Annotated in this window: 17 protein-coding genes; 7 read left to right on the top strand and 10 right to left on the bottom strand. The window is 70.3% G+C overall.

The features are described from left to right. Window positions 1–11 precede the first annotated feature (11 nt). Together ABB55_RS05895 and ABB55_RS05890 are read left to right on the top strand one after the other, a co-directional pair. Window positions 12–1,712, top strand: a complete 1,701-nt coding sequence (locus ABB55_RS05895) for an MFS transporter (protein ID WP_420848246.1) — start codon at window positions 12–14, stop codon at window positions 1,710–1,712. A gap of 219 nt (window positions 1,713–1,931) precedes the next feature. Next, the gene (locus ABB55_RS05890; protein ID WP_054357982.1) at window positions 1,932–3,161 is read left to right on the top strand and encodes a polysaccharide deacetylase family protein; all 1,230 of its coding nucleotides are present in this window, start codon (window positions 1,932–1,934) and stop codon (window positions 3,159–3,161) included. Between the two features lie 76 nt (window positions 3,162–3,237). On the opposite strand, the gene ABB55_RS05885 is transcribed toward ABB55_RS05890, so the two are convergent. The 8 genes from ABB55_RS05885 to ABB55_RS05850 all read right to left on the bottom strand — a co-directional run bounded on the left by ABB55_RS05885 (window position 3,238) and on the right by ABB55_RS05850 (window position 13,185). Then, window positions 3,238–4,707, bottom strand: a complete 1,470-nt coding sequence (locus tag ABB55_RS05885) for a bifunctional serine/threonine-protein kinase/universal stress protein (protein ID WP_244471977.1) — start codon at window positions 4,705–4,707, stop codon at window positions 3,238–3,240. A 118-nt stretch (window positions 4,708–4,825) separates the two neighbouring features. Continuing rightward, entirely contained in the window at window positions 4,826–5,566 is a 741-nt protein-coding gene (locus tag ABB55_RS05880) for a metallophosphoesterase family protein (RefSeq protein WP_054357981.1), read from the bottom strand. A 235-nt stretch (window positions 5,567–5,801) separates the two neighbouring features. Beyond that, entirely contained in the window at window positions 5,802–6,725 is a 924-nt protein-coding gene (locus ABB55_RS05875; protein WP_054357980.1) for a hypothetical protein, read from the bottom strand. A 27-nt stretch (window positions 6,726–6,752) separates the two neighbouring features. Beyond that, window positions 6,753–7,928: a hypothetical protein gene (locus ABB55_RS05870; protein WP_054357979.1), complete on the bottom strand. Its 1,176-nt coding sequence runs from the start codon at window positions 7,926–7,928 to the stop codon at window positions 6,753–6,755. Window positions 7,929–8,229: 301 nt separating this feature from the next. Further along, window positions 8,230–9,141 carry a sulfotransferase family protein gene (locus ABB55_RS05865; protein WP_054357978.1) on the bottom strand — a complete coding sequence of 304 codons (912 nt, stop codon included), beginning with the start codon at window positions 9,139–9,141 and terminating at the stop codon, window positions 8,230–8,232. 97 nt (window positions 9,142–9,238) lie between these two features. After that, window positions 9,239–10,528, bottom strand: coding sequence for a COG3904 family protein (locus ABB55_RS05860; RefSeq protein ID WP_152981936.1), 1,290 nt, complete (start codon window positions 10,526–10,528; stop codon window positions 9,239–9,241). Between the two features lie 265 nt (window positions 10,529–10,793). Beyond that, entirely contained in the window at window positions 10,794–11,585 is a 792-nt protein-coding gene (gene pcaD / locus ABB55_RS05855) for a 3-oxoadipate enol-lactonase (protein ID WP_054357976.1), read from the bottom strand. Window positions 11,586–11,730: 145 nt separating this feature from the next. Continuing rightward, window positions 11,731–13,185, bottom strand: a complete 1,455-nt coding sequence (locus tag ABB55_RS05850) for an aldehyde dehydrogenase family protein (RefSeq protein ID WP_054357975.1) — start codon at window positions 13,183–13,185, stop codon at window positions 11,731–11,733. Window positions 13,186–13,659: 474 nt separating this feature from the next. Here ABB55_RS05850 and ABB55_RS05845 point away from each other — a divergent pair, with 474 nt between their 5' ends. Both ABB55_RS05845 and ABB55_RS05840 read left to right on the top strand, forming a co-directional pair. Beyond that, window positions 13,660–16,392, top strand: coding sequence for an autotransporter outer membrane beta-barrel domain-containing protein (locus tag ABB55_RS05845; protein WP_160321172.1), 2,733 nt, complete (start codon window positions 13,660–13,662; stop codon window positions 16,390–16,392). A gap of 103 nt (window positions 16,393–16,495) precedes the next feature. Then, window positions 16,496–17,041 carry an invasion associated locus B family protein gene (locus tag ABB55_RS05840; protein ID WP_054357973.1) on the top strand — a complete coding sequence of 182 codons (546 nt, stop codon included), beginning with the start codon at window positions 16,496–16,498 and terminating at the stop codon, window positions 17,039–17,041. A gap of 72 nt (window positions 17,042–17,113) precedes the next feature. Here ABB55_RS05840 and ABB55_RS05835 read toward each other — a convergent pair whose 3' ends face one another. Further along, window positions 17,114–18,133 (bottom strand): 1-aminocyclopropane-1-carboxylate deaminase, encoded by a 1,020-nt coding sequence (locus ABB55_RS05835; RefSeq protein ID WP_054357972.1) that lies wholly within the window; start codon window positions 18,131–18,133, stop codon window positions 17,114–17,116. 153 nt (window positions 18,134–18,286) lie between these two features. Between ABB55_RS05835 and ABB55_RS05830 the strand changes: the two genes are divergently transcribed. The 3 genes from ABB55_RS05830 (at window position 18,287) to ABB55_RS05820 (ending at window position 25,066) form a co-directional block, all read left to right on the top strand. Next, window positions 18,287–18,751, top strand: coding sequence for an Lrp/AsnC family transcriptional regulator (locus ABB55_RS05830; protein WP_054357971.1), 465 nt, complete (start codon window positions 18,287–18,289; stop codon window positions 18,749–18,751). A gap of 153 nt (window positions 18,752–18,904) precedes the next feature. Next, a complete protein-coding gene (locus ABB55_RS05825) occupies window positions 18,905–22,900 on the top strand; it encodes a caspase family protein (RefSeq protein ID WP_083463384.1) in 3,996 nt (1,331 codons plus the stop codon). A gap of 177 nt (window positions 22,901–23,077) precedes the next feature. Next, complete coding sequence (locus ABB55_RS05820) at window positions 23,078–25,066, top strand: transketolase family protein (protein WP_054357969.1); 1,989 nt, start codon at window positions 23,078–23,080, stop codon at window positions 25,064–25,066. A gap of 111 nt (window positions 25,067–25,177) precedes the next feature. Here the strand turns inward: ABB55_RS05820 and ABB55_RS05815 are convergent, their stop codons facing one another. Next, window positions 25,178–26,929, bottom strand: coding sequence for an ABC transporter permease (locus ABB55_RS05815; protein WP_083463383.1), 1,752 nt, complete (start codon window positions 26,927–26,929; stop codon window positions 25,178–25,180). Window positions 26,930–26,982: the final 53 nt, after the last annotated feature.

Genomic DNA, 26,982 nt, shown 5'->3' with positions numbered 1-26,982 from the left:
CGCCCATGAGCATGAGTTCAAGCGGATCGGGGGCTGCCGCGCGCCCGATGAGCAGCGAGGAGAAGCGCGTTATTTTTGCGTCTTCCCTCGGCACTGTCTTCGAGTGGTACGACTTCTACCTGTACGGTTCGCTCGCCGGCATCATCGGCGCGCAGTTCTTCAACGTCGCCGGACCTGACGGCAAGCCGATGTTCGATCAGGCGACGCGCGACATCTTCGCGCTGCTCGCCTTCGCGGCCGGCTTCATCGTGCGCCCCTTCGGCGCGCTGGTGTTCGGACGCATCGGCGACCTGGTCGGCCGCAAATACACCTTCCTGGTCACCATCATGCTGATGGGCCTGTCGACCTTCATCGTCGGCCTGCTGCCGTCCTCGGCTCAGATCGGCATCTGGGCGCCGATCATCCTGATCACGCTGCGCCTGATCCAGGGCCTGGCGCTCGGCGGCGAATATGGCGGTGCCGCCACCTACGTGGCCGAGCATGCCCCGGCCGGACGGCGCGGCTTCTACACCTCGTGGATCCAGACCACCGCCACGCTCGGCCTGTTCCTCTCGCTGCTGGTCATCCTGGCGACCCGGACGATCTTCGGCGAAAAGGAATTCGCGGCCTTCTACTGGCGCGTTCCGTTCTGGGTCTCGATCGCGCTGCTCGGCATCTCGATCTGGATTCGTCTGCAGCTGCAGGAATCGCCCGCCTTCAAGAAGATGAAGGAAGAGGGCACCCACTCCAAGGCGCCGCTGACCGAAGCCTTCGGGCAGTGGAAGAACGCCAAGATCGCGCTGATCGCGCTGCTCGGTCTCGTCGCCGGCCAGGGCGTGGTCTGGTATACCGGCCAGTTCTATGCGCTGTTCTTCCTGCAGTCGATCCTGAAGGTCGACGGCTACACCGCCAACCTGCTGATCGCCTGGTCGCTGCTGCTCGGCACGGGCTTCTTCGTGGTCTTCGGCTGGCTGTCCGACAAGATCGGCCGCAAGCCGATCATCCTGCTCGGCTGCGCCATCGCGGCGATCAGCTACTTCACCATCTTCCAGCGTCTCGCCGAGACCGCGAACCCGACCCTCGCCAAGGCGATCGAGACCGTCCAGGTCAAGGTCGTGTCCGACAAGGCCGATTGCGGCGACCTGTTCAACCCGGTCGGCACCCGCATCTTCAAGTCGTCCTGCGATCTCGCCCGCGACTTCCTGGCCAAGTCCTCGGTCAAGTACGCCACCGAGTTCGCCGCCGGCACGACCCCGGCCAAGATCGTCGTCGGCACGACGGAAGTCGCCTTCGACACGACCAAGCTCGCCGACAGCCAGAAGGCGGTCACCGGTGCCCTGCAGGCGGCCGGCTATCCGAAGGCCGGCGACGCGTCGATCGTGAAGATGGCGACCCCCTTCGACATCTTCCGTCCGCAGGTCTACACGATCATCGGCTACCTGTTCATCCTGGTCCTGTTCGTGACCATGGTGTACGGCCCGATCGCGGCGGCCCTGGTCGAACTCTTCCCGACCCGCATCCGCTACACCTCGATGTCGCTGCCCTACCACATCGGCAACGGCTGGTTCGGCGGCCTGCTGCCCGCCACCGCCTTCGCGATGGTGGCCCAGACCGGCGACATCTATTACGGCCTCTGGTACCCGATCGTGATCGCTGTCTTCACCGTGGTGGTCGGCCTGTTCTTCGTGCCGGAAACCAAGGATCGCGACATCTTCACCTATCGCGGCAACTGAGGCTCCGGCCTCTACCCGCCTGACGGTTCGTGCGGGCCGCCCCTCCGGGGGCGGCCCGTTTCGTTGTCGGATCGGCCTCGGCCGGGGCGACCTGTTGCCGAAGCGTCATGGATCCGCCGTTCAGCGTCGGATAGTGGGGACGCGCGGGGCGGTGCCTCGCCCTCGATTCCCGGCCGCCGACCCGCCGACCGGGTCCGGCCCGTCTTCAGGCTCCGAACCATGTCGCTTGTCCTGCTGTCTGCCCGGGATCGGGCCGCGCCCCGCCACGTCGGTCTCCGCTCCCCCCGTCGCGCGCCTTGCCGCACGGGGCTCGTCCGCACCCTGCTCGCCGCCGTCGCGGCGATGCTGCTGCCGGGTCTCGGTGGCGCCACCGCGGCCGAGGAGGCCTGCTGGGCGCCCGAATCGTTCCGGCAGAGCGAGCGGGACCGGCCGATCCGCACCGGCATCGCCGCCGCCCGCGTGGCCCTGCCGACCGACGAACCGGCGCCCCCGCCGCAGTCCTTCCGGCCGGTCGACGGCGTCGTCCGCCGGGTCGATCTGCCGCCGGGCGCGCCGAAGATGATCGCGCTGACCTTCGACCTGTGCGAGACGCCCTTCGAGGTCGCCGGCTATCAGGGCGCGAGCGTCGACACGCTGCGGGCGAACGGGGTGCGGGCGACCTTCTTCGCCGGCGGCAAGTGGATGCTGACCCACCCGGACCGGGCCGGCCAGATCGCCACCGATCCGCTGTTCGAGATCGCCAGCCACGCCTGGGAACATCGCAACTTCCGGATCGTGACCGGCCGCCCGATGCTCGACGAGATCCGGGGGCCGCAGTCCGCCTACCAGCGTCTGCGCGACGGCCTCGCCGCGCGCCAATGCGCCCCGCGGCCCGGCCGCGACCTCGCCGCCGCGATGCCCGAGCGGCTCGGCCTGTTCCGCTTTCCCTTCGGCGCCTGCAACCGGGCCGCCATCGAAGCCGTCGGCGCGGCGGGCCTGATCCCCGTGCAATGGGATGTCTCGTCCGGCGATCCCGACCGCCATCTGTCCGCGGCCGGCATGGTCGCCAGCGTGCTGCGGCGGGTGCGGCCCGGGTCGATCGTGCTGTTCCATGCCAACGGCCGCGGCTGGGCGACCGACGACGCCCTGCCGGAGATCGTCGCGCGCCTGCGGCAGCAGGGCTACGTCTTCGTGACCGTCGGCGAATTGCTGGCCTATCCGGGCGCGAAGCCGGTCGTGGCCGCGAGCTGCTACGACGAGACGCCGGGCGACACGGACCGCTACGACGGCCTCGCCCGCCTCCTGGACGGGCGCAGCGCCCTTTTCGCCGCCCGCACCGCTGTGCCGGCGGGCGATCGCGGCCCGGCCGGGGCGGTTTCCCCGGCACCGTCGCGGTCCGCACGGGTGGCGAAGCCCGCCCTGCCGGCGCGTCCGGCCGCGCCCGGGCCGCTGTCTGTCGGGCAGCCCTGAGCCGAACGGCCCGGGCGACCGTCGGGACGAGCATCGGGCCGACGACCGGGGCGACCGTCGGGGCCGCGGACGGCGCCTATCCGTCGACCGGTTCGGCCGCCGTTGCCGCCGCGGTTGCCGCTTCGGCCTCGGCGCGGGCGGCGGCTTCTTCCTGGCGCTTCAGGCGGACCACGGTCACCGAGCAGAAGGCCTCGGCGACGACCTGGGCCGAGACGCTGCCGAGATGGCGGCGCAGGGCCGAGGAGGCACGCGCGCCGATGACGATGTGGTCGACGCGGTTGTGGGCGGCGTAGTTGAGGATCGCGGCGGCCACGTCGATCGCCTCGATGACGTGGAAGGAGACCTTCTCCTCCGGCATGTCGAGCGGTCGCGCCCAATCCTTCAGCGCGACCAGGCGCCCGACATAGGCCGGCCGGCCGGCGGCGTCGACCGCCTCGTCCTCGCCGGCGAGCCGGGTCTTCAGCACCGTCACGCAGGCGAGCCGGGCATCCTTCTCGTGGTCGAGCACGCGGGCGAGATGGACGCGGACCTCGTCGGAGAGCGCATCGCCGCCGGTGGACAGATCGACCGCGGCGAGCACCACCGAGGCCCCGGACAGGCGCGAGGCGATCGACGGCTGGAACGGCAGCGTGCGCGGCTTCGACGGCAGCACGGCGCGCAGCAGCCGGCGCCAGATCGTCTCGCCCGCTTCCGCCTTGCCGCGCTCGGAGATCACCACCTGCTCGGGATGGCGCAGGTCGAACATCAACTGCCCGGCGGAGGCGTAGCGGCGGGCCGGATCGACCTCCAGGCAGCGCAGGATCACCTCCTGCAGCCAGCGCGGGATCGAGCGCGAGACCGACCGCGGCGGCGGCGGCGCCTGATAGATGCGCCGTTCCATGCCGGCCCGTGTGCCCGGCTCGCCGAAGGGCTTCCGGCCGGTCGCCAGCTCGTAGAGGATGCAGCCGAGGGCCCAGATGTCGCTGGCCGGATTGGTCCGGTCGCCGAGGATCTGTTCCGGCGCGATATAGGCCGGCGTGCCCATCGGTAGGCTGGATTCCTCGCCGAGCAGGTCGGGCAGTTCTTCGTGCCGGGCGAGGCCGAAATCGATCAGCACCGCGCCGCGCTCCGCCATGATGATGTTGCCGGGCTTCAGGTCGAGATGCACCACCTTCTGACCGTGCAGGTCGTCGAGCGCCGCGGCGATGTCGGCCCCGATCAGCGACACCGTCTGCCAGGACAGCGGCGCCCGCTCGACTTCCGCCTGCAGGCTGGTGCCGGTGACGAATTCCATGGCCAGATAGGGCAGGGTCTCCAGATCGCCGGATGCGACGAAGCGCGGCACGTGGCGGCCCGACAGCCGCCGCATGATCATCTCCTCGACCTCGAAGCCGATGATCGCCGCCACGTCGTCGCCGGGCGCGATGAACGGCACCTTGAGCAGCAGCGGAAACTTGATGTCCGGCCGCGTCGCCCGCCAGATCGCCCCCATGCCGCCGGACGGCAGCCGTTCGGTCAGCCGGAAACCGTCGATCACCGCGCCCGGTACCAGTTCGTTGATCGGCACGCCCCGCTCCCCGTGTTCCGCCGCGCCGGTTCCGCTCGGAGCGGATCGCCCTCGTGGTTCGATCGAGACGGATGGCACCCAGCCGTCTCGTGAATCGGAACCACTCACTCTTTGCCCGCTAGCGGCCTTCCTTCAGCCGGATACCGAGCCATTCCGGCAGGTCGGCCGCATTGATCTTGCGCAGGGTTTCGTCGATCTCGTAGGGGACGCGCATCATCGCGATCGACTTCTCGTCGGTGTCGAGCAGGCCCCAGCAGGCATTGGGATTGCGGTCGCGCGGCTGGCCGACCGCACCGACCACGGTGACCCAGCGGCGCGCCGGCAGAAGCGGCACCGGCTTGTTGGCGAGCGGCCGGAAATGCTCCGCCGGCCGGCCGCCGATCGAATGGAACAGGGCCGGGACGTGCGTGTGGCCGCAGAAGATCAGGCGCTGCGCGGTGGCGGCCAGGCAGGCCTCGGCGGCCGCACGGTTGTCGATATAGTGCCATTCCGGCGGTTCCGCCGCGCTGGCATGGACATAGAGCCGGTCGTCCTCCTGCGCCGAGAAGGGCAGGGTGCCGAGCCAGGCGCGCGCCTCGGCGTCGAGCACCTTGTGGGTCCATTCGATCGCGATCCGCGCCATCTCGGACATGCCGCGCTTGGGCTTGACGGCATAGTCGTCGTGATTGCCGCGGATCACGATCGCGCCGGTCTCGACGAGGCCGCGGACGCGGTCGACGATATAGGCGGGATCGGGGCCGTAGCCGACCAGGTCGCCGAGGAAGACGTGGCAGTCGATGCCGACCGCAGCGGCGTGTTCGAGGCAGCTGTCGAGCGCCTCGCGATTGCCGTGGATGTCCGTAAACAAGCCGATCCGCACGGGCGCATACTCCCCGGGGCCGACCGCGCATCCTGTCGGAGGAGGCCCGGCGCCCGTTTCCCTACCTGTCCTGGCCGCGTTCTTCTTGCGAGAGCGTCGGCTCGATCCGTTGCCGGCCGGGCGAACCCGGCCCTGCGCCGCCGCCGCCTGCCGCCATCAGGGGCTGCCATCACGGGCCGCCACTGCCTGCCGTCGGCGCCAGCGGTCGGTGCCGGGCGCCGCGGCAGCCGGCCGTTCAGGCGAACAGGAAGTCGCCCGCCGGCACCGGCATGTAGCGTTCGGCGATGGTGCGGTTGGAGGCAGCGTAGCGCCGGGTGAGCTCGGCGCGCAATTCGTCCATCGGCGGCCGGAACGGTCCGTACTCGCCGATCGGCAGCACGGATTTCAACCCGAGCAGCACATGATGGATGTCGCGCGGATTGGCCCCCTTCTCGCCCATCCGCTCGGCGACGACCTTGGCCACCGCCATGGCCGGCCCGGACAGCGACTTGTTGGCGACGCGCGTCTCGAAGCTCACGTCGTCGAAGCGCTCCCGCGGGATGGCGAGCGCGTGCTCGATGAAGGTCATCACATAGCTGCGGAAGTCGTTGCGGATCGGCTCGTAGGGCAGCACCACGACCCGCTCCCGGCCGTGCCGGGCGACCAGCCCTTCGACCAGCGTCAGCCAGTCCATGCCGTTGATATCGATCTCGTGCTTCCAGTAGTCCTCGAAGGTGCAGTCGACCCGGCCATGCTCGATCCGGTGCGCATAGCACGAGGCCAGAAAGCTGTCCTGCCGGCGGACCGTCAGAACGACCCGGTAGTCCGGATAGGCGGTGAAGAAGTCCGACAGCACGAAGGCGCGCGGCAGCATCCGCTTCCACGACCGCTTCACGGTCGGATACATCAGAAAGCCGGTGCAGCCCTCGTCGCTGATCAGGAATTGCTGCATGCCGGCGGCGCGGCTTTCGACATAGGCCTGCTGCGACGGCTTCTTGAACCGGTCGAAGAAGCCGCCCTGGTCGCGCCGCACGATCCGGCCGACCGGACCCTGCTGGAAGTCGCGGGTCGGCTCATAGGCGACGCCTTCGCGATTGAGCGCGGCCATCATGCCCCTGAGCGTGATCTGCAGCGAGGTCGTCGCCGTCTTCGGCGCCCCGATGTGGAAGATGAGCTTCATGGGGATCGCCTCGCCCGACCGTCCAATTCAACCGAGCCCGACGGCGCGCTTGGCCTTGTGCAGCATGCGGATCGCCTGCCGGGCGGGTCCCGGCAGCCGGCTGCGGCGCTTTTCCACCTGCATCACGTCGCCGAGCGCCTCTTCCAGCGCCCGGGCGACGTCCTGCAGGGTCTCCGTGTTCCAGGCCGGCGCGGGCGCCTCCGCCGGCGGGTAGGCGTCGGCGAACAGGCCGGGATCGCCGGTCACCCCGCGCAGCCATTCGATGTCGGCCATCGATTTCGCCCAGATCGTATCCAGCACCGGCTTGGGCAGGGCCCATTTGGTGCCGCGAATGTCGCGCACCGCCTGCCGGAACGGATAGTTCGAGCTCGGATGGCGGTAACGGTCCTGGGCTTCGATCAGGTTGGCCAGCGTCTGCGGCACCGCGCTGCGCGGCGGGGCGCCCTCTGCGGCGCGCAGGCGGTCCTCGACCACGTCGTAATGCGCCTGGATCAGCAGCAGGGCCTCCATCGAGGCGCCCTTGTTGCTGAAGCTCTGCTTGAGGATCCCCGGGACTTCCGGTCCCGCGCCGATCGCGGCGCAGAAATCGGCCATCAGGTCGCCATTGACCATCCGCTTGCGGTCGAACACGCGGATGTCGACATTCTCGCGCCCGAACACTTCGATATAGGCTTCGATGCCGGCTCGGTATTCCGGCATGATCGCGCAGTTTTCCGGGTCTTCGTGCAGGGCGGCGACCAGTTCGGCCAGGGTGTGGCCGCGCTTCATGTTCTCCTGGGCACGGCTCGAGGCCCAGGTGGTCGGATCGCGCACATAGACGACGATGCGGATCTCGTCGAAATAGGGGGAAACGAAGTCGCGAACCCGTTCGCACTGCTTGCGATTGTACTTGACCAGACCCTGGCCGCTGATCACCACGGTGTTGGCGCGCGGCTTGGCCAGGCGGTCGCGCAGCGTGCCGAGGACCAGTTCCGGATCGTAGTCCGTATCGCCCTTCTCGACGCCGAGGATGCGGGTGATCTCGCCCTTCAGCCCCTTGGCGGAATTCTTGACCACCACCGTCATCAGCTTGGAGTGGTTCTGGCCCATGTCCAGATAGTCGATGCCGTGAGCGACCAGCGCATCGCGCGAATCGTCGAAGGTCGCCTCGATCGAGGTCGAGCCGGTCTTGGTCATCCCGATATGGAGGACGAGCCTGGCCATCGCTTCACTCCGCTGCGGACCGGCAGCCCATCGGCGCGGCGGCGCTGCGCCGCAAGCCCCGGGCCGCGCCCGATCCGGTTCGGCGCACCCCGCGAAACCGGGCGGAAACGCACGGTTTGCGCGGACGGACGCCATCGTCTGTTACCGAGCATGCTCTATTCGACGCCGCCGGCCTTGGCAACCGAAAGTCCCGGCGTCCGGCCGCCGCGTCGCCCCGACCTTCGACCCGCCCCGACCTTCGACCCGCATCGGCCGTCGCGCCGGCCGGCGCCGGGTCTATCCCGACGGCGGACCGGCCCCGTCACGCCGCCGCGTCGGGCGTGCGGTCGCGGGGCGGCGGATCGAAGCGGTCGTCGAAGTCCTCGACGATGAGATTGCGCTCCGGAGCGGCCGCATAGCCGTAGAGCCGCATGACGCCGGCGGTCATGGCGTAGATCGCGTGAAAGGCGGCGAGCGGCATCGCCTTGTATTTGTCCTGCGAGCCGGCATGGATCGGCTCGCCGAGCCGGATGCCGCCATGGCCGATCGCGTCCGCGGGGTAGCGCTCGTGCGCGCTGAGCACCGCGTCGTCCCAGGGCAGGCCCAGCCAGGCGAGCAGGCCGCGCAGCGGCGGCTCGGGATCGTGCACGAAGGTCTCGTAGCGCAGGATCGGCCCGCCGCGCCCGTGCGCCTCGAGCATCTTGCGCGCCCAGAGCACCGCGATCGCGCTGACCGGATCGGTGCGGTTGGCGAAGGGAGCCATGCGCGCATCGATGCCGCGCGACCAGCGCTCGATCTTCTCGCGCAGGTCGATCGCCGCGTCCGACCACGGGAAGTCCCGGCCGCGGAGCCGCCGGACCAGCCGGCCGAGCGGCGCCCGCTCGGCCTCCTCCTCGGCGCCGACCTCGACCGCCGCCAGGCTCGTCACGATCGAGAATGGGTTGCGGGCAAGGACGAAGCCCGGGCACGGAAAGGCATGGGTCCAGACCGCGTTCTTGACCACGATCACGCCGCCCTCCGGCGGCCGGTCGTCGCCGAGCACGGGATCGTCGGCGCCGATCGTGATCGCGCCCTCGGTGCGGATGCGTCCGACCAGGGCCTGTTCGAGCCGGCTGTTGCGGGCGTTGAGATCGTGGGCGACGCGGATCATCGGATGCGCGGCCAGCGCGCGCAGCAGCATGGTCTCTCCCGAGCGGGAGAAGCTGTTCAGCATGAAGACCCGGTAGGCCTGCATCTCGCCTGTTGCCCGATGCCATTCCGTTGCGGCGCAGCCGCCGCCGCTGCCCGTGATCCGATCGCCCCGGCTCTGCTCGCACGGTCGGGCGCAGGCGTCAATTGTTCTGGCCGAGGAAGGTGCGCAGCAGGCCGGCGGCGTCGCGCTCGGGCAATTGGAGGATGCCGTCCAGGATGGCCGCGATGGCGACGCAGTAGTCGGGGCGGTCGGCGGGGGCGATCTCCGGACGGTCGAGCAGCGCGAACTGCGCCGACGTGATCCGTCCCTCGACGATCCGGCGCAGGGCGACCATCACGCGCGCCTGTCCGGATTTGGACAGCGTCCGGCCGGTCGCCGGCGATTGCAGGATCGCCACCAGGGCATCGCGCTCGTCCCGCTGGGCCGCTTCCGAGAGGAGCGCGGTCACTGCCGGCGTGCTGCCCGCCCGCATCACCTGCCAGCACATCCCCGGGTCCTTGGCCTGCAATTCCGCGAACTGGCGCGCCATGGCGCGCCCGAACTGCAGGATCGGGCCGTCCGGCGCGTTGGCGAAGCGCGGCTGGACCAGTTCGTGAACGCGCAGGCTGACCATGCCGAACAGCTCGTCGCTGGTCGCGCCGCGCCCGTAGAGCTTCGCCACCCGGGCATAGAGCTCGCGCGCCTGGCCCGGCTGGCTGCGTTCGAGCGCCGCATAGACCGGCGAGGACTTTCGGAATTCCTCGCGCACCGTGGCGGGCGTGACCGAGACGCCCCAGCCGGAGGCGGAGAAGCGGCCGCCGTCCACATAGCCGGTGACCACGCCGGCCGCCGTGAGTTCGTCGCGGGTCGGCGTCCAGAGATCCGCGTGCGGCACCTTGAGGCCGCGTTCCACCAGCGCCCTGTTGAAACCCGCGGCGTCATAGGCGCGACGCAGTTCGTCCTTGGCGATGCCGACGCCGGCGAGCGGGCCGCCCTCGTTGATCGGTTCGTGGAAGCCGATCCGCGCCGCGTCGAGCGCATAGCGCTCGCGTCCGCCCGCGAAGGCGACGGTGCAGGCCGAGAAGCAGATGTTCGACACATAGGTATCGAGCTTGCGCCCGCGGAACAGGTGGAACAGGTCGAGGCCTTCCTTGACCACGCCGCCGGTGCTGTTCAGGTGGACGACCGTCACGGCCGGATGGGTGGCCAGCAGCTTCTCGGTGCGCTCCGCGATGCCGGGGCGCAGCCCGCCGGCGATCTCGAGTTCGGTCCCGCCGCGCATGACGCGCAGCCGGAAATCCGGGATGGTCTCGTCCGCTGCGGCCGCGCCGGCGGCGAACAGCATGACCGGCACAAGGGCGGACGCGGCCCACCGGCGCACCGGGTGTCCGCGATGCTGCGCCACGCCGGCGGTCCCTGGCATCGCCGCGCGGCGTCCTCTGCTGGTCACTGTCGTCTCCGCCGAAATCCGAAGTCTGTCGATCGCGGGCCGCGTCCGGAGGGCCGCGCCGGCCGCGCGGGGCGGCGGTCGCCGGCAACCGGGGCCTGCATGCGGCGTGCCGCCGCGAACCCGCCCGGCACCGATGCCGGGCGCCAAGACTAGGGAGCCGGGCCCGGCTTGTCACCGTCGGGCCGGGCTTCGTCCACCGTCGTCTACCGTCGTTCGCGTCGGCCCGGCGCATCCGGCCGAAGCCGGCCGATGCCGGTCCGGACGGCTATTGCAGCAGGCCGGCGACGAAGCCGGCGACCAGTTCGGCCGTCCGTTCGGGGGCCTCGACCGGCGGCAGGTGGCCGGGTCCGTCGATGAGTTCGAAGCGGGCGCCCGGAATCAGCGCGGCGGTCGCGCGGACCAGATCCGGCGGCGTCGCGAGATCGTTGGAGCCGCAGAGCGCCAGCGTCGGCACGCTGAGCGCGGCGGCCTCGACGCCGTAGTCGGTATCGCGGATGGCCGTGCAGGACCCGATATAGCCTTCGACCGGCGTGCGGACCATCATGTTGCGCCAGCCGAGCACGTCGTCCGCGCGGGTCTCCCGGAAGGCGGCCGAGAACCAACGTTCCATCACCGCGTCGCCGATGCTTTCGAGCCCGCCCGACCGGATCGCCTCGATGCGTGCGTTCCAGCTTTCCGCGGTTCCGATCCGGTGCGCGGTATCCATCAACACCAGGGCGCGGACCAGGTCGGGCCGGGATGCCGCGAGACCCTGGGCGATCAGCCCGCCGATCGACAGCCCGACCACGACCGCGCCGGAGATGCCGAGCGTGTCCAGGAGGGCCGCGAGATCGGCGACATGGTCGTCCATCGCATAGGGGGCCGGGAAGGATTCGCTCAGGCCGTGGCCGCGCTTGTCGTAGCGGACGATGCGCAGGCCCTTGGGCAGCAGCGGCAGCATGGCGTCCCAGACCCTGAGGTCGGTGCCGAGCGAATTGGCGAACACGACCGGCAGGCCGCCGTCCGGACCGTCGACACAATAATGCAGCCTCGTGCCGCCGGCATTCATCATGCGCATCGTGAACCTCCCGCCTCTCCCACCAACCCGCTCGTTCTATCCGTCGATTCGGGCGCCCGTCCGGCCCCCGGCCGGCAAATGAGCCGGGGACGTCGTCTTTTCCCCGCCGTCGCCCGGCCGGATCGCCGCCCGGCTCAATGTCTGGTCAGCCGTGATGGGCGGCCACCGTCTTCAGCGCCGAGAAGCCGTAGAGCGCCTCGAAGCCCTTCTCGCGGCCGTGGCCGGATCGGCCGACGCCGCCGAACGGCAGTTCCACGCCGCCGCCGGCGCCGTAATTGTTGAGGAACACCTGGCCGGCCCTCAATCGGCGGGCCAGCCGCATCTGCCGCCCGCCATCCGCCGTCCACACCCCGGCGACCAGTCCGTAGCCGGTGCCGTTGGCGATCGCGACCGCCTCGGCCTCGTCGTCGAACGGGATGACGACCTGGACCGGGCCGAAGATCTCCTCGCGGGCCAGGACATGGTCGGGCGAGACGCCGGCGAACAGCGTCGGTGCCACATAGTGGCCGCCGGCCGGGGCATTCTCGATGACCTGACCGGCGGCGGCGCGGTCGAGGCCGGCGCCATGGGCGAGATAGGCCGAAACGATCGCCTTCTGGCGTTCGGAAATCAGCGGACCCAGGTCGAGATCGGCCTCGGCGGGGCCGACCCGCAGCATCTTGTAGCGGCCGGCCATGCGCCCGACCACCTCGGCGAAGCGCGACCGTTCGACCAGGATGCGCGAGGAGGCCGAGCAGGTCTGGCCGGCATTCTGGATGCCGCCATTGACCAGGAACGGCAGGGCGCGATCGATGTCGGCGTCCTTGAAGAAGAGTTGCGGCGACTTGCCGCCGAGTTCCAGCGTCACCGGCACGGTGTGGCGGGCGGCCGCCGTCTGGACCAGCGTGCCGACCGGATTGGAGCCGGTGAACGAGATGTGGTCGATGTCCGGATGGCCGGCCAGCGCCGCGCCGGCCTCCTCGCCGAGGCCCGGCACGACGTTCAGGGCGCCGGCCGGCAGGCCGGCTTCCGCCGCGATCGCCGCGAAGGCCAGAGCCGTCAGGCAGGCCTCCTCGGCCGGCTTCAGCACGCAGGCATTGCCCATCGCCAGCGCCGCGCCGACGGACCGGCCGACGATCTGCATCGGGTAGTTCCACGGCACGATATGGCCGGTGACGCCGTGCGGCTGGCGCAAGGTATAGACCGTGTAGCCGTCCAGATACGGGATCGTCTCGCCCATGATCTTGTCGCAGGCGCCGGCATAGAATTCCATGTAGCGGGCCAGCGCGATCGCGTCGGCGCGCGCCTGCTTCAGCGGTTTGCCGACATCCATCGCCTCGATGGCGGCGAGATCGTCGATGCGCGAGGCGACGATCTCGCCGATCCGCATCAGGATCCGGCCGCGTTCGGCGGCGGACAGCCGGCCCCAGGGGCCCTGCAGCGCGGCACGCGCCGACGCGACCGCCGCATCCACGTCGCCGGCCGAACCGCGCGCGATCGCGCCGACAATCTCGCCATGGGACGGGTCTTCCAGCGGCAGGCGCCCGCCGCCCTCGGCTTCGAGCCAGGCGCCGTCGATGAAGCACTTGTCGATCGGATACCAGATGCGGTCGAGCGCCATGCAGTCCCCCCGGAGTCTCGTTGCCGACAACTCTTGGCCCGCCCGTGGGCTGCGGTCAAAGGGTGAGACCACCGACGACCATGCCAAAAAATTGGGCATCCACTGCATACCGGCCATGCACGCCCGCGCGCCGCCGCCATGCTCGGCCGGCTCCGGATGCTAACCCCTTGTTTTCGGCCCCATCCCGGCCGAAGCCCGCCAAGGTTGCGGCGCCCGATGCCTTGTCGCAAAAGGCACAGGTGCGTTCGCGGTGCCCGACCCGCGCTTCCGGCATCCCGACAACTCCAGTAACGTTTCGGAAATCTCCATGTCGGGATTCGCCGATCATGCGGGGAGGGCCGGTTTGTCACGGGGTGATCAAGCCGGCCGTCGGGGGGAAAAATGAATTTCAGATCGCGTTGTCTCGGATCGGTTGCACCGGCAGGGTCCCTGTGGGGTTTGGGACCGTGGGCTGCGGCGTCGCTGGCGCTGGCCTTGTCGACCGTCGGCGCCGAGGCCGGATGCACGACCGACAATGCCACGGTGGCAAGCTGTGATTCTACCGGCATCAACGTCACGGCCGGTTCGGGCTCGTCGACGCTGACCGTCGACGGAGTCAATTCGATCGGCATCTTCTACAGCCCGCCGCCGAACACGCCGTCCGGCACCTTCACCCAGACCCTGACCGTGACCGGCGGCAGCGTCCTCGACAGTTCCGGCGGGCAGGGCGGCGTCAACGGCGGCAGCGGCATCTCGATGGTGTCGACCGGCTCCGGCAACAATGACAACGTCACCCAGAACTCGACCGCGATCGTCGCGTCCGGCGTGACCATCAATTCCCATGCCCGCTACGGCGGCGCGGTCTTCCTGCGCAGCGAAGGCGCCGGCGATGTCGCGATCGACAATTCCGGCAACGTCACGGCGGTCGGCATCCATGACGACAACACCCCCTTCACCAATGCCGAGGTGAATGGCGGCGCCGTCGTCGACGGCCTGACCGCGACCACCCATCTCGGCGCCGCCACGGTGATCAATCGCGGTGCCGTCACGGCCATGAGCGGCCGCGGCCTCTATTCGGACGGCAACTATGCGGCCGCCACGGTCGACGACGACGGCCATGTCACGGCCGTCAACGGGCCGATGCAGACGTCGTCGATCCGCAACACCGCCGGCGCCACGGTCGAGTCCTACCTCGCCGGCGCCCGGGCGATCGCCTATTACGGCCTCGCCTCGATCGACAATGCCGGCACGGTGCATTCGGTCGCCCGCCAGGCCCTGATCGCCTGGTCGAATGCCGGCGACGCGACGGTGATCAATTCCGGCACCGCGATCGCCGACGACCGCAACGCCGTTCAGGCGGCGACCGAGCGCGGCAATGCGACCATCATCAATTCCGGCATCGTGACCGCCGCGATGGCGCCGACCGACTCGCTCGGCACCGACTACGGCTATTCGGGCCTGCGCGCCAATGTCGACTACGCCGGCACCGTGACGATCGTCAATTCCGGCACGGTGACGGCTCTCTCCGACGCGGCGGTGGTGGCCCATACCCCGTCGGGCGATGCGACGGTGACCAATTCCGGCACGCTGAACGGCCTGTCGGGCGTCTTCATCTCGAACGGCGCCGGTCAGGGCACGATCGACACGATCAACGACACCGCGGCGACGACGGTCGGCAGCAACACCATCGACGGCACGGCCCGGCTCGTAAATTCCGGCCGCATCACGGCCGTGAACACCGGCGTCTACCTGGATGCCACCCGCACGGTCGTCAAGAATTCCGGTTCGATCACCGCCAGCATCGGCACCGGCGTGGTCACCTACGCGACCGGTTCGGCAGTGATCGACAATTCCGGCACGATCTCCGGCGAAGGCTATGGCGTCGATGCCTATTCGGCGACCACGCTGACCAATCGCGGTACGATCAGCGGCAGCGCCGGGGCTGCGGTGCGCCTCAACGCCAACGGCAATCGCATCAACGTCTATGACGGCTCGGCCTTCGAAGGCGGCATCGCCTTCCAGAACACGACCGGAAACCGGATCAACTTCTATACCGGCAGCTATACGCTGGCGGTGCAGGAGTACCTGCTCGACCAGAACACCATCAAGCTGCGCGGTTCGGCCCGCACGCTGATCACCTCCGGTCTGAACGGGGCCGGCACGGGCGATATCCTGGTGGTCGATACCAGCGGCAACAGCGCGACCGATCGTTCGGCCGCGGTGATGCAGAACCAGGTCTCGGGCATCCTGCGCGACATCATGGATCTCGACACCGAGCGCTCTGCGGCCGTCCTGCCGTCGTCCGGCGGCGGCGCTCTCGGCTATGCCGCGGAGGCCAAGCCGGCGCAAAATCCGACCCTGCGCGTCATCAACGACGGTCGCGGCCAGTCGATCGCGGTCGATCCGGCCGGCACCCTGTTCTGGATGCGCGGCTTCTACGGCACCCGCGACCAGTCCTCCGACGGCGCGGTCGCCGGGTCGAACGCCCATCAGTTCGGCACGCTCGCCGGCGCCGATCGCGTCTACGAGGATTGGCGGATCGGAGCCTTCGGCGGCGCCGGCCGCACGTCGAATACGCTCTCCAACGGCTCCGCCTCGCTCGATGCCGACATGGCGCTGGCCGGCCTCTATGCCCGGCGCAGCTTCGGCATGCTGTCCTTCGATGCGTCGCTGACCGGCGGCTATATCTGGGCGGATGCCGAGCGCCGCATCGGTGGCGGCGACGTCGCCAAGGGGTCCTTCGACGGCCGCTTCATCTCGCCGGAACTGGCCCTCTCGGCCAAGTATGCGCTGGGGCCGAACTGGACCCTGCGCCCGAGCCTCGGCGTCCGCTACGTGGCGACGCAGTTCGACGGCTACCGGGAATCCGGCTCGTCGCAGAATGTCCGCTACGACAGCCGCACCTCGCAGAGCCTCGAGGAGCGCTTCGATGCCCGCCTCGGCTACCGCACCGACAACGGCGCCGGCCTCGCGTCGACGGTCTGGGTCGGCGGCGGCGCGACCGCGACCCAATGGTTCGACCGGGGCGGCTATGGCGCCTCGGTGTCGGGGGTCGATTTCACCGTCAAGCCGGTCGGCGACAAGACCGTCTATGGTGGCACGCTGGCGGTCGGGTTCGAACTGAAGGCATCCGCGAGCACCAGCCTGTTCGGCAGTTTCGAACATGCCCAGTTCACCGATCGGTCGCGGACCAATGTGGCGCGCGGCGGCCTTAAGGTCGCGTTCTGAGCGGAGCCGGCACCATGGGACGGGCCGCGTGTCGGGCGCGCGCGGTCGGACCCCGCCGCGTTCGGCGCGGCGGTCCGGGGCGGTCGAAATCTGAGGGGACGGGATGAAGCATTTCGGAGCGGTCGCATCGGCCTGCGCATGGCTCTGCCTGATCGGCGCGGGGGCGGCCCAGGCGCAGTCCGGGCCGGCAACGCCGTCGTCGCCGCAGCCTTCGAGCCTGCAGGAAACCTATGACGACTGGCTGGTGGTGTGCCGGACGCTGGCCGACCGCAAGCGCCAGTGCAGCATGGTGCAGAACCAGGTCGACGGTAAGACCAAGCAGCGCGTCCTGACGCTGGAACTGGCGGCCGGGCCGGACCGCACCACTCTGACCGCCGTGCTGCCCTTCGGCCTCGATCTGGCGGCCGGCATCGTGCTGGCCTCCGACGACGGCGGCCTGCGGCAGGTGCTGCGCTTCCGCACCTGCCTGCCGATCGGCTGCGTCGTGCCGGCGGTGCTCGATGCCAAGGCGGTGGCGAGCCTGAAGAAGGCCCGGCTCCTGCTGCTGACCACGTCGATGGACAACGGCCAGCCGATGGAACTGAAAGGCTCCCTGAAGGGCTTCCCGGCCGCCTACGACCGGGTTCTGGCCCTCTCTTCCGGGAATTAGAGCGCCTCCCGGCAGCCAAACGGCCATGCCGGGGTCGGCATGGCCGTATCGACACCGCGGCGGCCAGGGGGCTCAGCCGTTACGATAGGTGTAGGCGTAGCCGTTGAGCGCCGGCGCGCCGCCGAGATGGGCGTAGAGAACGCGCGAGCCTTCCGGGAAATAGCCCTTGTGCACGAGGTCGATCATGCCCTGCATCGACTTGCCCTCGTAGACCGGGTCCGTGATCATCGCCTCGGTGCGGGCGGCGAGACGGATGGCCTCGTTGGTCTCCTTCGAGGGGACGCCATAGGCCGGATAGGCATAGTCCTCCAGGATGACGATCTCGTCGTCGCGCACGGCCCGGCCGAGGTCGACCAGGTCGGCGGTCTGGTCGACGATCTGGCGCACCTGGCTGCGGGTCTGGGCCGGCGTTCCGGAGGCGTCGATGCCGATGACGCGGTCGGCGCGGTCGTCGGCCGCGAAGCCGACGATCATGCCGGCCTGGGTCGAGCCGGTGACCACGCAGACGATGATGTAGTCGAACTTGAAGCCGAGCTCGGCCTCCTGGCGGCGCACCTCTTCGGCGAAGCCGACATAGCCGAGGCCGCCATATTTGTGCACCGAGGCGCCGGCCGGGATGCCGTAGGGCTTGCCGCCCGCATCCTTGACCGACTGGATCGCGTTTTCCCAGCTCTTGCGGATGCCGATGTCGAAGCCGTCCTCGACGATCCGGCTGTCGGCGCCCATCAGGCGGGTCATCAGGATGTTGCCGACGCGGTCATAGACGGCGTCCTCGTGCGGCACCCAGCTTTCCTGGATGACGACGCATTTCATGCCGATCTTGGCGGCGGTCGCGGCGACCATGCGGGTGTGGTTCGACTGCACGCCGCCGATCGAGACCAGCGTGTCGGCGCCCTCGGCGATCGCGTCCGGGACGATATATTCGAGCTTGCGCAGCTTGTTGCCGCCCATGGCGAGGCCCGAATTGCAGTCGTCGCGCTTGGCGTAGATCTGCACCTTGCCGCCGAGCGCCGCGGTCAGGCGCGGCAGATGCTCGATCGGGGTCGGGCCGAAGGTGAGGGGATATTTCTCGAAGCGGTCGAGGCGCAGCATGGCGGGCTCCAGCAGGAAGGACGGCCGAACCCTAGCAATTCGCTTGAGAAACGTCCTCTCAAAGTTATGGCCATGAACGGGAGTTACTTGCACGATTTCGCACATTCATGAGAGAAAGAGATCAATAAGCGCCTCATTTCGGAAGAGTCTTTCATGCCCGATGTCCTCGATCGCATCGATCGCCGGATTCTCCAGCATCTGCAAGAGGATGGCCGGATCAGCAATGCCGAACTGGCGGATCTCGTGCATGTCAGCGCGGCGACCTGCCACCGGCGCACGCGGCGGCTGTTCGAGGAGGGCTACATCCGCTCCGTGCGCGCCGAGATCGCCGCCGACAAGGTCGATCGCGGCACGCTGGTAATGGTCGGCGTCGAACTGGACCGCTCGACGCCGGAGAGTTTCGGCGCCTTCGAGCTGGCCATCCGGCAACTGCCCTTCGTGCTCGACTGCCACCTGGTCGCCGGCGATTTCGACTTCTTCCTGAAGATCCGCGTCCGCGACATCGCCGACTTCAACCGCCTGCACGGCGAGCAATTGATCGCGCTGCCGGGCGTGCGCCAGACGCGCACCTTTTTTGTGATGAAGGAGGTGATCGACAACGCGCGGCTGGATTTCTGAGGCCGGCCGCCGGCCGGCACGGGTCGCCCCGCCCGGGGGAGGAGAGCCGCGGCGGTCCGGGGTCCCAATCGCTTTGGCGGGGCCTGCAGCGCCTTCCCCTTGCCCAATCCGACGCCAGCCGTCACCTTTCTGTCAGATTGGCCGGAGGAGCGGATGGTGCTGCGCGGGATTGCTTCGGGGGCTCTGGCCATGGTGGCCGGTCTCCTGCTGACGACGCCGGAGATGCTTGCCCAGGGACGCACGGCCCCGGCGCCGACCCCGGCGCCGATCGCCACGCCGAAGGCTGCGTTCGAACTCCGCCTGCCGACCGGGCATCGCCAGCCGATCCGTTCGGTGGCCTTCTCGCCCGACGACCGCCGCCTTCTGACCGTCTCGGAGGATGCCGAGGCCAAGCTCTGGGACGCTGAGAGCGGCCGCCTGATCCGCACCTACCGCCTGTTCGACCGCCGGACGGAGGTCCGCTCGATCCACTTCGCCGGCCCGGAGCGCGGCGCCATGGTCGGTCGGGGCAGCGATCCCTATGTGATCTTCTTCGATCTCGCGACCGGCGCGCAGCAGGGTCCGCCGGTGCGGATCCTGGGCGGCCCGCGCGGGCAGCAACTGGCCCTCGACGCGCGCGGACGCGTCCTCGCCGGCCGCTACGAGACCGTCGACGGATCCTCCCGCTTTTCGATCGTCGATGCGGCCACCGGCACGGCGGTCATGCCCTTCGACCCGGGCGGCCTCAGCGTCGTCGCCTTCGCGCCCGGCGGCGGGAGCTTCGCCCATGCGACCGGCGATGCCGAACTGGTGCTGACCGACCTGACAGGTTCGGGGCGGAGCGTGCGGGTGTCCACCCTATCGAACGCCTACAGCATCCTGGTGTCCGGCGACGGCCGGCGCGCCGTCGCGATGAACGAACACGGCCGCCTCGTCGGCGTCGGTCTGGACGGCTGGCAGAACGACCGGCTGGGCACCTTTGCCGAAACCAGGATCATCGGGCTGTCGCAGGACGGCAGCCGGGTGCTGCTCAGCCGCCGGGCGAACGAGAGCGGTCGCGAACTGACCGAATCCATCGTCCTGGACCTCGCGTCCGGCCAGCCCATCCTGCGCCGGATCTGCGACTGCGCGGCGGCGCTGTCCGCGGACGGCCGCATGCTGGCCATCTCGGAGGCCGTCGAGGGCTCGTCCGACGCGCGGCTGGCCCTGATGCCGGTCGACGGCGGTTCGTCGCCGGACGGCGCGTCGGTCGGCTTCGGCCTCCCGATCGCCTTCTCGGCGAACGGCAAGCGCTTGGTGCTCAACGAACTCGTCTATTCCGAGCAGGGCGGCGGGCGGCTGCAATCCAGGCCGCGCATCGTCGATGTCGCGGATCCGACCTGGCAGGCCCTGTCCGAGACCTTCGGGGCCGACGACGGCTTCACGCTGCTGCCGAACGCGCGCCGCCTCGTCCAGATCGACCGGGATGGCCGGCGCGTCTCGCATTGGGATCTGACGACCGGGCGCCGGCTCGCCGCCAGCGTGGCGGCCGTCGATGTGGCGACCGACGCCGGAGGCGACCTGGTCGCGCGCGCCGAGACGGGCCGGGTCGTGCTCGAGGGCGCCGGCGGCGCCACCGGCGAGGTCGCCGTCGCGGGGCGCGTCGCCGCGGTCAAGCTCGGCCGGACGGGCGGGTGGCTGGCGGTCCAGCGCGTCGAGGATGCCGGCCGGGACGAAAGCACGCTCGACCTCTTCGAGATCAGGATGCCGTCCCGGCCGGCCGATCCGATCCGGGCCGAGCGCCGGGCGTCGATCCGGCTCGGCGGCACCAATGCCGTGACGTCGGTCTCGGAGTCCCGCGACGGCCGCATGCTCGCCCTGGCGCGTTCGGGGGCCTCGCAGGATCCCGTGGTCCTGGCCGATCTGCCGGCCGGCACCCACCGCATCCTGGCCGTGCCGCATGCCGGTCTGGTCGCGCTCACACCCGATGGCGCCCGGCTCTTCCACCGGCCGTCGGCGCCGACCTTCTCGACCCAGGGCTATAACGACACCTTCGGGACGCTCTACGACGCGAAGACCGGCCAGGAGATCGGCCGGAAGCTGATGGTCGCTCGGGCCCGCACCGGCGACGTGAGCGTCATGGCCGCAAACGGCAGCGCGATGGTCGGCGCGATCGACCTGGAGGGTGCGTCCTTGAGTGCGCCGGTCACCCCGATCCTGCGCCGCTGGGACTTCGCGAAACAGACCCACACCGACCTCGCCTCCGATTTCCGATCCGTGCGCTATGGCGAGGCGGCCGGTCTTGTGGCCGTCGGCGGGGCCGGGGTCTCGCGCGACACGATCCGGCTCTGGGCGGTCGCCGACGGCAGGGAACTCCCCTCGGTCACCCCCGACATCGGGTCCGCCGTGCTCGATTTCCGCCTGAGCCCGGACGGCAAGCGTCTGGCCGCGCTGCTCGCCGGTCGCGATGCCGGCATCGTGCTGTGGGACCTGGAGCGCCGGCGGCGACTGGCCCTCTTCCGGGTCGGGGCCGCGACGGTGGAGAGCCAGATCAGCGTCTCCCCGGCCTTCGATCGCCTGGCGCTCCGGTCGGCGGACGGCTCGACCCGGCTCTATCGCCTGCCGGACGGCCGGCCGCTCGCGACGCTGGTCGGACTGGCCGGCGAGGAATGGGCCTCGATCACGCCGGCGGGCTTCTTCGGAGCCTCCGCGGACGGCGCCCGGCAATTGTCGATCGTGCGCGGGCTCGACGTCTTCGGGATCGAACAGGCGCAGGGCGCGCTCTACCGGCCGGATCTGGTCCAGGCGGCGCTCGCCGGCGACCCGAAGGGCGTGGTCGCCGCGGCGGCCCGCCGGCTCGATCTCGACCGCGTCTCGGACTCCGGCGCCGCCCCGTCGGTCGGCTTCGTGCCCGGCGCGGACCGCAGCGCCGTCGACGGCGACACGGCCGAGCTTGAGCTCGTGCTGACCGATCGCGGCGGCGGCATCGGCCGGATCGAATGGCGTGTCGGCGGCACGGTGGTCGGCAGCGATCCGGCCCCGGCCGCCCGCGCGGGCGAGACGCGACTGCGCCGCCGGATCGCGCTCGCGCCGGGCGAGAACCGCGTGACCGCGATCGCCTACAATGCCGCCGGCCTGATCGCCTCCGAGGCCGCTGCGGTGACGGTGACGCGCACGGTCGCGGCCTCCGCGCCGAAGCCGCGGCTGCATGTGCTGGCGATCGGCATCGACCGCTACGAGGTCGGCCGGTTCCGGCTGAATTTTGCCGTCGCCGACGCCACCGGCCTGACGCGCGCGCTGTCGGCGGCGGGCCGGGACGTCTATTCTGAGGTCAATGTGGTGACCGTCCTCGACGGTCAGGCGACCCGGGACGGCATCGAAGCCGCCTTCAAGGGGTTGGCAGCGCAGGTCCGGCCCGAGGACACCTTCGTGTTCTTCCTGGCCGGGCACGGCAAGACCGAGGATGGCGAGTTCCACTTCCTGCCGGTCGGCTTCGGGGCCGCGGGCGACGCCTCGGTCACCGCCGGCGGCATTGCGAGCCGGCAGTGGCAGGACTGGTTCGCGTCGGTGCCGGCGCTGAAGTCGGTGCTGTTGTTCGACGCCTGCGAGAGCGGCTCGATGGCCGTGCGCGGCATCGAGCGGTCGACCGCGATGGATCGCCTGATCAAGGCGACCGGCCGGACCATCATCACGGCGGCGGCCGAGACGGAGGCCGCCAACGAGGGCTATCGCGGCCACGGCATCTTCACCTATGCGGTGCTCGACGGGCGCGCCAAGGCGGATGCCGACGGCGACGGCGAGATCCTGGTGACCGAGCTGTCGAGCTATGTCTTCAAGACCGTGCAGGCGACCAGCCGGGCGCATTTCGGCCGCGACCAGACCCCGCAGATGCGAATCGTCGGCGCGCCCTTCGCGATCGGCCGCCCGATCGCCGAGACGGCAGACCCGGCCCCGGCGCCGGGGGCTGCGGCTGCCGTCGAGGCGATTCCGGCCAAGCCGACCCATGTCCTGCTGCGCCCGATCGCGGCCCTGCCGGGGCCGGGCGCCCGATCCGGTGCGGCGGCCGGCGCGCCGCTCGCCGCCGGCCTGCAGGTCAGGGTCATGGAAAGTCGCGACGGCTGGTCCCTGATCGCGCGCGACGGGCGCCGCCTCGGCTATGTGCCGGCCGACAGCCTGCTCGCCCTGCAGTGAACCGCCGCTCCGATCGCTCAACATGAACTGAATTCATCTCGACCTTCATTCTTTGCGTTTTCCGCCATGCCCCCGGCCGGGGAATATGGCGGTCCGGGCGCCGCGGGTCCGCCATCGCATCGATGGCGGCTCGGCGGCGCGTCGGCACCAAGGAAGAGATCGGGAGAGACGCCGGAGATGGAAGCCGCAACCTTGCAGGAGATGGCGCATGCCATCCGCTTTCTGGCCGTCGACGCCATCCTGGCGGCCGGGGAGGGGCATCAGGGCGTGCCGCTCGGCATGGCCGAGATCGCGACCGTGCTCGCCGCCCGGCACCTGCGCTTCGATCCGCTCGACCCGACCTGGCCCGACCGCGACCGCGTGGTGGTCTCCAACGGCCACGGCTCGATGCTGCTCTACGCGCTGCTCAACCTGACCGGCTATGCGAAGATATCGCTCGACGAGGTGAAGCGCTTTCGCGAGCTCGGCTCGCATTGCGCCGGACATCCGGAATACGATCCCGCCGCCGGCATCGAGACGACCACCGGCCCGCTCGGCCAGGGCATCGCCAATGCGCTCGGCATGGCGATCGCCGAGGCCCATCTCGCCGCCCGGTTCGGGGCCGATCTGGTCGATCACCGCACCTGGGCCTTCGTCGGCGACGGCTGCCTGCAGGAGGGCGTCGGCCAGGAGGTCATCCAACTGGCCGGCCATTTGAGGCTCGGCAAGCTGACCTTCTTCTGGGACGACAACGCCATCACCGACGACGGCGCGACCCGGCTGTCGATCTCCGAGGATGTCGCCGAGCGCTTCCGTGTCGCCGGCTGGCACGTGGTCGAGATCGACGGCCACGATCTCGCGGCGATCGATGCCGCGATCGTGCTCGCCAAGGCCGACCCGCGCCCCTCGATGATCGCCTGCCGGACGACCATCGCGCGCGGCGTGGCACGCCTGGAAGGCCAGCGCGGCGGCCATTCCGGCAAGCTCTTCCCGGCCGATCGCGACGCCATGGCCGCGACCTTCGGCTGGACCGGCGCCGCCTTCGCAACGCCGACCGCGATCGCCGCCGCCTGGCGGGCCACCGCCGAGCCGGGCCGGACCGCGCGCGCGGCCTGGTCCTCGCGGCTCGCCGGTGCCGACGCCGATCGCCGCGCCCTGTTCGAGCGGACCATGGCGGGCGACCTGCCGGCGGCGTGGCGTCCGGCGCTCCAGGCCCACAAGGCGCGTCTTGCGGACGAGGGGCAGGCGGCCTTCTCGATCCAGACCTCGAGCGATGTCGCCGCGCTCCTCTACGACATCGTGCCGGAGATGATGGTCGGCTGCGCCGATCTGGAGGCCCCGACCAACCACAAGCGCCAGCTCGCCGCCTTCGATGCCGCCGACCGGGCCGGCCGCTACATCCATTGCGGCGTCCGCGAACATGCCATGGGGTCGCTCGCCAACGGGCTCGCCGCGCATGGCGGCGTGATCCCGCTCGCCGTCACCTATCTGCCCTTCTCGGATTACGAGCGCCCGGCCATGCGCATGGCGGCGCTGATGGGCCTGCCGGTCAAGTTCGCGTTCAGCCACGACTCGATCGGCATCGGCAAGAACGGGCCGACCCACCAGCCGGTCGAGATGCTGGCCGGCCTGCGCGCGCTGCCGAATATGCTGGTCATGCGCCCGGCCGACGCGGTCGAGACCGCCGAATGCTGGGAGATCGCGCTCGATCATCGCACCGGACCGGTGTCGCTGATCTTCGCCCGCCAGCAGCTGCCGATGCTGCGCCGCGACGGCGGCCCGGACAACCGCTGCCGGCGCGGCGCCTATGTGCTTGCCGAGGCCGAGGGCGGCCCGCGCCGCGTCACGTTGCTGTCGACCGGCTCGGAGGTCCAGATCGCGCTGGCCGCGCGGGAGACCCTGCAGGCCGAGGGCGTGCCGACCGCGGTCGTCTCGATGCCGTGCTGGGAGCTGTTCGAGGCGCAACCGGCCGACGATCGCGCCGCCGTGCTCGGCCCGGGCACGGTCCGGGTCGCGGTCGAGGCCGCGGTGAAGTTCGGCTGGGAACGCTGGATCGGCGAGTCCGGCGGCTTCGTCGGCATGACCGGCTTCGGCGCGTCCGGGCCGGCCGACGCGCTCTACCGCCATTTCGGGATCACGGCGGAAGCTGTCGTCGCGGCGGCCTGGGCCGGCCTGGCGTCGGCGTGACGGGCGCGGCGGGGATGCTGCGCGGGTCGGAATGTGCCGCGCGGCCGTCGGATCCGTGACGAAGCGGCGGACGGGGGCGGCGGTTCCAATCCCGCCCGATCTCCCGGAGCGTCAGCCGTTGCTCTCGGCGGCGGCTGCGGCACGCCAGCGGGCGCCGCGGCGTTCCGAGGTCCGGCCGATGCGCGAAAGCACCAGGAGCGGCATCAGGCCGACCAGCACGATGGCGAGCGCGGCCGGGGCGGCATCGCCGATCGCCTCGCGCGAGGCCTGCACATAGACCCAGGTCGCCAGCGTCTCGACATTGAAGGGACGCAGCAAGAGCGTCGCCGGCAGTTCCTTCATGGCATCGACGAAGACCAGCAGGCCGGCCGAGACCAGCACCGGCCGGAGCAGCGGCAGGTGGATTTCGACGAGGCTCTGCTCGGCGGTGCGCCCGAGCGTGCGCGCGGCCATGTCGAGATGCAGGCTGATCTTGGAGAGGCCGGATTCGATCGAGCCGATCGAGACGGCCAGGAAGCGGACCACATAGGCATAGATCAGGCCGACGCCCGAGGAGACCAGCACCAGCCCGGCACCGGTGCCGAAGATCAGCGCGGTCGCTTCGTTGAGCCGGTTGTCGAGATAGGTCAGCGGCAGCAGGATGCCGACGGCGAGCACCGCGCCCGGCACCGCGTAGCCGACCGAACTGGCCCGCGCCAGCGCCCGGACGGTGCGGGTCGGATTGAGGCGGACCGCATAGGCCAGCACCAGCCCGATGCCGACGGTGAGCCCGGCCGCCGCGAAGGCGAAGACGAGACTGTTGCGGGCCGCGCGCAGCAGGCCCGGATCGGTCAGCACTTCGAGCCGGCGCGAGGCATAGTCGACCAGCACCGAGACCGGCACCACGAAGCCGAGCAGCACCGGCAGCGCGCAGGCCGTAAAGGCCAGGGCCGCATGGCTGCCGGTCAGCCGGTAGCCGGCCATCGGCCGGTTGCGCGAGGCGGCGTGGCTGAAGCGCTGGTGCCGCCGGGCATGGCGCTCGGCCCAGACCAGCAGGAACACCACGGCGAGCATCAGGCAGGCGATCTGCGCGGCGCCCGACAGGCTGCCGCGATTGAGCCAGGTATCGTAGACCGAGAAGGTCAGCGTCTTGACGCCGAGATATTCGACCGCGCCGATATCGTTGAGGCATTCCATCAGCGACAGCGTGACGCCGACCGCCAGCGCCGGACGGGCGAGCGGCAGCGCGACGCGGAAGAAGACCCGCCAGGGACCGGCGCCGAGCGTGCGGGCGACATCGATCGTCGCCGCCGATTGCAGCGCGAACATCGCCCGGGTGGTCATGTAGACATAGGGGTAGAGCACCAGGCTCATCACGAAGATCGCGCTCGGCAGGGAGCGCGGGTTCGGGAACCAGTAGTCCTTGGCGGACTTGAAGCCGAACAGCCAGCGCAGCGCGCTCTGCACCGGTCCGGTGAAGTCGAGCACTTCGACATGCGCATAGGCGACGATATAGGTCGGGATCGCCAGCGGCAGCAGCAGCGCCCATTCCAGGACGCCGCGGCCGGGGAAGCGGCAGGTGGCGACGATCCAGGCGGTGGTGACGCCGATCGCGGCCGTCACGCAGCCGATCCCGGCCATCAGCAGGAAGGTGGTCCAGGTCGCGCCGGGCAGCACCGTGCCGATCAGATGCAGCCAGGGCGAGGTGCCCTCGTCGGCCTCGACGGGGAAGATCGAGACGACGGCGAGGACCACGAGCGGCAGCGCGGCGAGCACGGCCACGATCCAGACCGCCACCCGCCAGGTGCGGCCCTGGCCGGTGCCGGCGAAGACGGGCGCGGCATCGGCGCCGGTCTTGAGGTCCGGGTCGTTGACGAGGCTCATGGGGTGATCGCGGTCCGGCGGGACATCATGCCGATGTCCTGCCGGGGATCGCG

Source organism: Prosthecodimorpha hirschii, from assembly GCF_001305515.1.
Taxonomy (GTDB): Bacteria; Pseudomonadota; Alphaproteobacteria; order Rhizobiales; family Ancalomicrobiaceae; genus Prosthecodimorpha; species Prosthecodimorpha hirschii.
Note: the sequence above shows the minus strand (reverse complement) of the source record. Positions and strands in the feature narration are given on the sequence as shown.